Origin of the sequence: Archangium sp., assembly GCF_036389735.1 — a bacterium.
Classification (GTDB): Bacteria; Myxococcota; Myxococcia; order Myxococcales; family Myxococcaceae; genus Archangium.
On the sequence record NZ_DASVWK010001016.1, the window covers coordinates 1 to 8589 of the forward strand.

The following is an 8589-nucleotide window of genomic DNA, read 5'->3' on the forward strand; positions in this document are numbered from 1 at the left end:
CGACGGACGCGACACCCCGCCCCAGAGCGGGCTCGGTTACGTGGAGGAGTTGGAGAAGTTCCTGCGCGAGACGCGCACCGGACAAATCGCCACCGTGGGCGGGCGCTACTACGGCATGGACCGCGACAAGCGCTGGGACCGGGTGAAGCTGGCCTATGACTCGATTGTCTTCGGCCAGGGCCCCAAGGCCCCCGACGCGCTCTCCGCCATCCGCGCCGCGTACGCGGAGAAGGTGACGGACGAGTTCGTCCACCCCACCGTCCTCACCCACGGCGACGGCACGCCCATCGGCCGCATCCAGGACGGCGACGTGGCCATGTTCTTCAACTTCCGCGCGGACCGCGCCCGCGAGCTGACGCGCGCCATCGCCTTCGATGACTTCAAGGAGTTCGACCGGGGCGGCCTGCACGTGGGCATGTACGTATGCCTCACGCAGTACGACGAGACCTTCGGCCTGCCGGTGGCCTTCGCGCCCGACCAGCCGAGTGAGATCTTCCCCGAGGCCCTCGCGCACGCGGGCTGGCGCCAGTTCCGCACCGCGGAGACGGAGAAGTACGCGCACGTCACCTTCTTCTTCAACGGGGGCCGCGAGGTGGTGTACCCGGGCGAGGACAGACACCTGGTGCCCTCCCCGCGCGACGTGAAGACGTACGACCTCAAGCCGGAGATGAGCGCGCGCGAGGTGACGCTGGAGCTCGTGCGGCGCATCGACTCGGGGGCCTACGACTTCGCGCTGGTGAACTTCGCCAACCCGGACATGGTGGGCCACACCGGCCTGCTGGAGCCTGCCATGAAGGCCGTGTCCACGGTGGACGAGTGCCTCGGGCAGTTGGGGCAGGCGTGCGCCCGCAACGGCTGGGTGATGGCGATTTCAGCGGACCACGGCAACTGCGAGCAGATGAGGGACCCGACCACCGGGGAGCCGCACACGGCGCACACGCTCAACCCGGTGCCCTTCCACCTCATCCACCCGGACTTCCGGGGGCAGAAGCTGCGCCCCGGCATCCTCGCGGACATCGCCCCCACGCTGCTCCAGGTGATGGGGCTGCCCAAGCCCTCGGAGATGAACCGGTTGGGGTTGTTCGGGTGACGAGGCAGTGAGCGAGGGAGCGTCCCTTGTCCTCCAGGCCAGTGCCTCTGTCAGGGACCGTACGCAACTTGGGAGAAACGGAGGAAATTCACATGGCGGGAGTTCGCAAATCCAAGGCCAAGAAGATGCAGTCCGAAGCGTCCGCGGCGACGGGCCGTACCCGCAAGGGTCGCAACAAGGTTCCGGTCATCTCGCGGCAGGACAAGAAGAAGGGCGCCGAGACCCGGAAGCCCCGGACGAATCGCAGCACCTGAACCGAAGGCCGGGGCAACCGGGCCCCGGCCCCCACTTCCAGGCGGTACCGTTCAGCCCACCCGCCCGTCAGGGTTGGTGGGCTCGTCCTTCACCAGGTGGAAGAACTGCTCGCGGAAGGCCTCCGGCGTGAGGTGGGCCGCCGCGGCGAACCGGGCCAGCTCCTCCGGCTTGTCGAAGTCCTCCCGCTTGAGCCGGAGCATGTAGCTGCGGGCGATCTGGTAGCGGTCCGAGTCGATGTCCACCATCCGCACCCGGGGCCGCCCGGTGGCCGGGTCCTTCATGTCCTGGAAGGAGACGGGTTGGAAGCGCCCGTGGACCATGGCGACCATCGCCTCGGTGCCCCCCTCGATGATGTAGCGGGCCGCGGCGTGGCCCAGGTCCCTCGTGTAATCCATGTCGAAGGGGATGGGATCCGCGCAGCGCACCTCGTAGCCGATGTACTTGGAGATGAGCGTGGCCTTGAGGCCCAGGCTGGCCAGCCGCTCCTTCACGACCTTTTCCAGCACCTCCCCCAGGTTGATCTCCGCCACGTGGATGTTGCCCATGTGGTCGCGCGGCAGCTCCGTGTACCGGGCCAGGTCCTCGGGGTTGATGCAGTCGGCGAGGCCCTCGGCGAGCAGGACGATGCCATCCGGGCGGCCATACCCCAGCCGCTTGATGACCGAGCCGGCGAGGAGGTCCGCCACATGGGAGAGCGGGACCGGGCACCCCCGGGCGAACTCCTCGGGGATGACGGTATTGGTCGCCCCCACCGCCTTGCCGATACCCAGGGCGAGGTGGCCCGCCTTGCGCCCCTGGGCGATGACGAAGTACCAGCGCGAGGTGGTCTTCGCGTCGACCATCAGGTTCTTGACGATCTCCACCCCGACATGGCGCGCGGTCTGGAAGCCGAAGGTGCTCGTGTCGTCGGGCAGGTCGATGTCGTTGTCGATCGTCTTGGGGACGTGCACCACGCGGAGCTTCCCGCGGGTCTTCTCCGAGATGATGTGGGCCAGCGTCGCGGTGCCATCACCTCCGATGGTGATGAGCATGCCCACGTCGAGTCGCTCGAGCGCGTCGATGGTCCGCTGCAGGTGCTCGGGGGAGCGGGTCGGGTTGGCCCGGGAGATGCCGATGTACGAGCCGCCCCGGAAGTGGATGCGGCTGGTGTCCTCGATGGTGAGGGGCACGACGTGGGAGATGTCCCCCTCGGAGAGCCACTTGAAACCGTCCTGGATGCCGAGCACCGGCACGCCCGAGAGACAGGCGCGAATGGTGGCCGCTCCGATGACGCTGTTGATGCCCGGAGCCGGACCTCCCGCTGCGACGATGGCGAGCTTCTTCATGGCGCCATCCAACAAAAATCGGGAGCACCTGTCAGCAACTCATGACGCCCACAGTCCTTCAGGAACGACGGGGACTTACGGGGTCATGGTCCAAGAGGAAGATGCCGCCCTCGCATGGCGGAGATCCGGGTGCGATTCCCGGTGACTCCACTCCTTTTTTTCACGAGGTGAGGTAGACCCGTCCGGTCATGTTCCAAGCACTGCTCGAGCTGCTCTACCCGCCCGCGTGCATCGCCTGCACGAAGGTGATGCCCGTGCGCGCCGCCTTCTGCGAGGCGTGCGACATGGCCCTGGAGCGCCTGCCGCCCTCTCGCTGCCGCACCTGCGCCGAGCCCGGCACCTTCCCTCGCGACACCTGCCCGCGCTGTCACGCCTCGCCGCCCCCCTTCACCCGCGCCTGGGCCCCCTTCGCTCACGAGGGCCCCGTCGCCCGCGCCATCCACCGCTTCAAATACGAGGACCACCCGGAGCTCGCCCCCGCCCTCGCGGAGCTGCTCGCCACCGAGTGCGGCCAGTTCCTCTCCCAGGCCCCACGCCTGCTCGTCGCCCTGCCGCTGCACGAGCGGCGCTTCCGCGAGCGCCAGTACGACCAGACCCAGCTCCTCGCGGGCGAGCTGGCCCGCGCCACCGGTCGCGAGGCCCCCGTGGGGCTCCTCTCCCGCGCTCGGGAGACCCGGCGCCAGGTGGGCCTCTCCGAGGCCGAGCGGGCAAACAACGTCGCGGGCGCCTTCACCGCGTCCCCCGCCGTGGCCGGCCGGGAGGTTCTCCTGGTGGACGATGTGCTCACCACGGGTGCCACCGTCCGTGCCGCCGCCACCGCGCTCCGCGAGGCCGGCTCTCCTCGCGTCGAGATTCTGACGCTGGCCCGAGCCTTCTCGCTCGCCTAGTACCCGACATTTCAGTTGCTTGTCCTCCTATGAAGTCGCATGGAGGGGAAGGCTCTCCGAAGCTCGGCTGTTCACCCGCGCCGACACTCACCCCCGGCACCCCTTTCAGACGGACGAGGAACACGGATGTCCCGTACCCCACGGCTCGCCGCGCTCTCGCGCACCCCCTGGCTCGTCGCCCTGCTCGCGCTCGCCTGCCCACTGCTGACGCGGGCCGCCACCGAGAACAGCGCCACGGCGGCCCGGGAACAGGCCGAGGAGGCCCTGACGCTCGCCCCCTCTCCGCGCGGAGCGGCGCAGCTCCTCCGGCTGCATGACCTGCGCGAGGACCTCGAGGACCTCACCCCCCTGGTGAAGACCTATACCGAGGTGTCCACCCGGCGCGACACGGACCCCCACACCCGCGCCACCGCCCAGATGCTGTTGATGGACCTGGAGCGCTCTCGCGGCCGGCTCACGCGCGCCGCCGAGCTCCAGGACGGCCTGGGCTACCTCGGGGACTTCTACGTCGTCGGCGGCTTCGACAACGAGGGCAAGTCCGGCTGCGATACGGACTTCGGCCCCGAGGCGGCCGCGCTGGACCTGTCCACCACGTACTCGGGCGCCAAGGGCCGCCAGGTGTCCTGGCGACGGCTCTCCGCCAGCCCCACGCAGGGCTACATCGACCTGGGCGCCGCGGTGCGCCCCAACCGCGAGTCCGTGGCCTACGCCCTCACCTGGCTGGAGGCCCCGGCCGAGACGCGCGTCGCGCTCGGCGTGGGCACCTCCGGCGCCTTCCGCCTCTGGGTGAATGGCGAGAAGGTGGCCACCAGCGACACCTACAACCAGCCCCGGCCGGACCAGTCGCGCGTCTCCGTGCGCCTGCGCAAGGGCCTCAACCGCGTCCTCCTCAAGGTGTGCCAGGAGTCGGGGGCGCTGGGCTTCTACCTGAGGCGCGACCCGCCCGGCCGCATCCGCGCCACCCTCCCCTCCACCCCGCCCGCCCTCACCAAGGGCCCCTCCGCCGCGCCCCAGGTGCTGCCCACGCTCACCACCGCGATGCGCGAGCTGGTGAACAAGGCCCCCGAGGACGCGAAGCTGCGGGGTGAGTACGCCACGGTGCTCGACTCCTTCCGCGCCTTCGATGAGCGCGAGCACACCGCCACCGTCGAGGCCGACCGCGCCGCCCGCGCCGCCCCCCAGGACGTGCGCCTCCAGCTGCTGGCCGCCGCGTCCCACCGGGACGACCTCAACCTGCGCCGCCGCTACCTCGAGGCCGCCCTGCGCGCGGACCCCACCTCCATCCAGGCCCGCGTGGCGCTCGCCGAGCACGAGCTGAACCGCGATCACCCCGAGCGCGCCGTCGAGCTGCTCAAGCCCATGGTGGAGCTGGCCCCGGACTCGGCCGCCGCCCGCCTCACGCTGGCGCGCGCCCACGAGGCGCTCGGCCAGTCCGCCCTCGCGCACGTGATGGTGGACGAGACGCTCCAGCGGCTGCCGCGCATCCCCCGCGTGGTACGCGCCGCCGCCAGCTCCGCCCGCACCATGGACCGCTCGCAGGACGCGGTGGCCCGGCTGCGCGTGGCGCTGGCGCTGCGTCATGACGACCGCTCCAGCCGCGCCGTGCTGGCCATGCTGCTGGCGGACGTGGGCCAGGTGGAGGCCGCCGCGCGCGAGTACGCGCAGCTCCTCGTGATGGACCCCTTCGACAACTCCACCCGCGTGAAGCTGGCGGAGCTGCGCGCCGCCAATGGCCAGCTGGACGCGGCCACCGCGCTGTTCGCCGAGGCCCGCGCCCTCTCCCCGGACGAGCCCGAGGTGTACGAGCGCGAGGGCCGTGCCCTGCTCGCCGCCGGCCGCCGTGAGGAGGCCCTCGCTTCCTTCGAGCGCTCGCTGGCGCTGCGCCCGCAGAACCCCGCCCTCAAGGAGGCCGTGCGCACCCTCAAGGGCGAGTCCGCCAGCGCGGGCACCCAGCACTTCGCGGACGTGAAGGAGCTCCTCAAGGAGGCCGAGGGCTACACCAACGAGGACGCCGTCTACCTCGTGGACACCCAGTACGTGCGCGTGCAGAAGAGCGGCGTGTCCGGCCGGCTGCACCAGTTCGCGGTGAAGGTGCTCAACGCCCGGGGCGTGGAGGCCTTCCGCAGCTACCCCATCACCTACTCGCCGGATCGCCAGGAGGTGCAGGTGCTGCGCGCCCGCATCACCAAGGCGGACGGCTCCGTGGTGGACAGCTACGGCGAGAGCGACCGCAACATGAACGAGCCCTGGACGGGCATGTACTACGACTCGCGCGCCAAGATGCTCTCCTTCCCCGGGCTCGCCGCCGGGGACGTGCTGGAGCTCCAGTACCGCGTGGACGACACCGCCCAGGACAACCTGCTGTCCGACTACTGGGGCGACGTGGAGAGCGTGCAGGGCGTCTACCCGAAGGTGCGCTACCAGTTCCTCGTGGAGATGCCCAAGGAGCGGCCCCTCTACTGGAACGACAAGAAGCTGCCCGGTGTGACGCACTCGCGCGAGGACGTGGACGGCGGCCGGGTGCTCTACCGCTGGGGCGCCAGGCACGTGGCCAAGGTGGTGCCGGAGCCCGGCATGCCCGGCTGGGCCGAGGTGGCCGCCAACCTCCACGTCTCCACCTACCGCACCTGGGACGAGGTGGGCCGCTACTGGTGGGGCCTCGTGCGCGACCAGCTCACCCCCAACGAGGAGCTGCGCCGCACGGTGGACACCGTCCTCCAGGGCGTGGATCGCAAGGACGAGAAGGCGGTGGTGCAAGCCGTCTACAACTTCGTGGTGACGAACACCCGCTACGTGGCGCTGGAGTTCGGCATCCACGGCTACAAGCCCTATCGGGTGGACCGGGTGCTGTCGCGCCGCTTCGGTGACTGCAAGGACAAGGCGAGCCTCATCCACGCCATGCTGAAGGTGGCCGGCGTGGAGAGCCGCCTGGTGCTGCTGCGCATGCGCAACCTGGGGGAGATCGGCCAGGAGCCCGCCAGCCTCGCGGCCTTCAACCACGCCATCGTCTACGTGCCGCGCTTCGAGCTGTACCTGGACGGCACGGCCGAGTTCCACGGCGCGCGCGAGCTGCCCAGCGCGGACCGCGTGGCCAACGTCCTCATCGTGGAGCCGGGTGGAAAGGCCACCTTCCTCACCACGCCCGAGGCGGCGCCCGACGACAACGCCACCCGCCTCGCCATGGACCTGGCGCTCAAGCCGGATGGCGGAGCCGACGTGACGGGAGCCACCACCGTGGGCGGGCAGATGGCGCCCGAGTACCGCCGCGCCTACCGGGCGGTGGCCTCTCGCAAGTCCACCTTCGAGCGCTCCTGGGCCCAGAGCTTCCCCGGCCTCACCGTGCACGACGTGAAGCTCAACGACACCACCCGCCTGGACGACGACGTGCAGGTGGACTTCCGGATGAGCATCCCGCGCTTCGCCGAGGCGGTGCCGGGCCAGTTGCGTTTCCTGCCCTTCGGTACCGGCCGCTCCTACACCCAGTCCTACGCCTCGCTCGCCGAGCGCCGCTTCGACCTGGTGATGAACAGCCCGTGGGTGAACCGCTTCACCTTCCGCTACACGCTGCCCCAGGGCTACAGCGTCGCCGAGCTGCCGCCCAACCAGCAGGAGGAGACGCCCTTTGGCCGGGTGCGCCTCACCTACCGCCAGGAGGGCAACCAGCTCATCGCCGACGGCGAGGTAGCGCTCACCGCCGCCCGCGTGAAGGCGGACGACTACGCCGCCTTCCGCGCCTTCCTCGGCCGGGTGGATCAAGGCTTCGCGCGCAAGGTCACCCTGCGCGGGGCCGCTCCCACCGCGGGGCGCTGACCGGGAGGGCTCCGGCCCTCCTTCTCAACGGCCCAGGGCCCGACGCGCCAGCAGGAGGTGCTCGGTGCTCTGGGACCGGACCTCCGCCTGGTGCACGAAGGCTCGCACCGCGCCCAACGGCATCGTGCGCGGCTTGTCGAAGAGCGGCTGCTCCACCGAGGCTTCCGCCTTCAGCTCGACGACGGAAGCGTCCAGCGTCTCCTGGGCGAGGCTCGTCTTCCGCATCGCCGACACCTCCCAGTCGCCCAGGGGATTCATCACGCGCGCCACATCCCCGAGCGACTCCAGGGGAAGCTCGCGCTTGGCGTTGATGGACACGCCGCTCTTGAGCGTGGACCCACCCGAGAGCTCTCCCTTCACCTCCTGGGTGAGGCTCTTGCGGAGGCGCTCGGGCTTCATCAGCTCCCGTGGCTCGAGCTTGCCGTCCTTGAGGCGGGCGAGTTCCTCCTTCGTCAGCGCCACCTCCGCCCGGAGCAGGACGCGTGACTCCAGCCCGCCCCCCAGCCCCTCGAAGCCGCCCTGGAGCTCGCCCTGGAGTTGCACCTGGAGCGAGCTCTCGTAGACGAGCTTGCCCTCCTTCACATCCACCCGGAAGGTGCCCTCCCCCACGAGGGCCGCCCCCACCTTGAGGGCCGTCAGCTCCAGCTCTCCCTTCAGCTCGGCGTACAGCCCCACCTCGAAGCTCTTCACGTTCTTCTGGACCTGGAGCGCGCGCTCGATGGAGTCGCTGTCCAGGAGCCCGAGCGCCACCGCCGCCTTCCCTCCCAACCCCGCCAGGCTCATCACCTCCGCCTGGGCGAGCGCCGCCAGTCGATCCGCGGCCTCCGCCGCGCTCTCGAAGCGCAGCGTCACCGCCCCCTGCATGCCGAGCATGGCGGACCCCTTGGCCCCCTTCGCCCCCGAGGACGCGGCCACGCCCCCACCCAGCCCGCCCCGGACGGTCACCTGGTAGGAGCCGTCCTCGCCGCGCTCCACCTCCACCTTGGCCTTCACTTCGCCCGCGGCCTCGAGTCCCACCCGCCCCTGGGTGGACAGCTCCAGCTTCCCGCCAGGAGGGAGGGCGTTGAGGGCGTGCGCATAGAAGGACTCGAGCGCCTTGCCCGCCCGGCCCTGGTTCTCATCGTTCGCCCGGTACTCCTCCACGCTCGTCCGCGAGGAGGTCGCTTTCACGGAGGAGGGCGTGCCCGTGCCACCCACGGCCGGGCCCTGCTCCGGGAGGCAG

General features: G+C 70.6%; 6 protein-coding genes and 1 tRNA gene. 5 read left to right on the top strand and 2 right to left on the bottom strand.

Annotation, left to right across the window (positions count from 1 at the left end; translation table 11 throughout):
* Both gpmI and VF794_RS36195 read left to right on the top strand, forming a co-directional pair.
* On the top strand, positions 1-1090 hold a 1090-nt coding region (gene gpmI / locus VF794_RS36190; RefSeq protein WP_331117682.1), incomplete at its 5' end, for a 2,3-bisphosphoglycerate-independent phosphoglycerate mutase.
* 92 nt (positions 1091-1182) lie between these two features.
* Positions 1183-1344 carry a hypothetical protein gene (locus VF794_RS36195; protein WP_331117683.1) on the top strand — a complete coding sequence of 54 codons (162 nt, stop codon included), beginning with the start codon at positions 1183-1185 and terminating at the stop codon, positions 1342-1344.
* Positions 1345-1395: 51 nt separating this feature from the next.
* Here VF794_RS36195 and pfp read toward each other — a convergent pair whose 3' ends face one another.
* The gene (gene pfp / locus VF794_RS36200) at positions 1396-2670 is read right to left on the bottom strand and encodes a diphosphate--fructose-6-phosphate 1-phosphotransferase (protein WP_331117684.1); all 1275 of its coding nucleotides are present in this window, start codon (positions 2668-2670) and stop codon (positions 1396-1398) included.
* Positions 2671-2749: 79 nt separating this feature from the next.
* Here pfp and VF794_RS36205 point away from each other — a divergent pair.
* From VF794_RS36205 to VF794_RS36215, 3 genes are all read left to right on the top strand, one after another.
* Positions 2750-2820 (top strand) — tRNA-Ala (locus VF794_RS36205).
* 38 nt (positions 2821-2858) lie between these two features.
* The gene (locus VF794_RS36210) at positions 2859-3557 is read left to right on the top strand and encodes a ComF family protein (protein ID WP_331117685.1); all 699 of its coding nucleotides are present in this window, start codon (positions 2859-2861) and stop codon (positions 3555-3557) included.
* Positions 3558-3683: 126 nt separating this feature from the next.
* Positions 3684-7367 (top strand): DUF3857 domain-containing protein, encoded by a 3684-nt coding sequence (locus tag VF794_RS36215; RefSeq protein WP_331117686.1) that lies wholly within the window; start codon positions 3684-3686, stop codon positions 7365-7367.
* A 24-nt stretch (positions 7368-7391) separates the two neighbouring features.
* On the opposite strand, the gene VF794_RS36220 is transcribed toward VF794_RS36215, so the two are convergent.
* Positions 7392-8589: hypothetical protein (locus VF794_RS36220; RefSeq protein ID WP_331117687.1), on the bottom strand; the 1198-nt coding region annotated here is incomplete at its 5' end.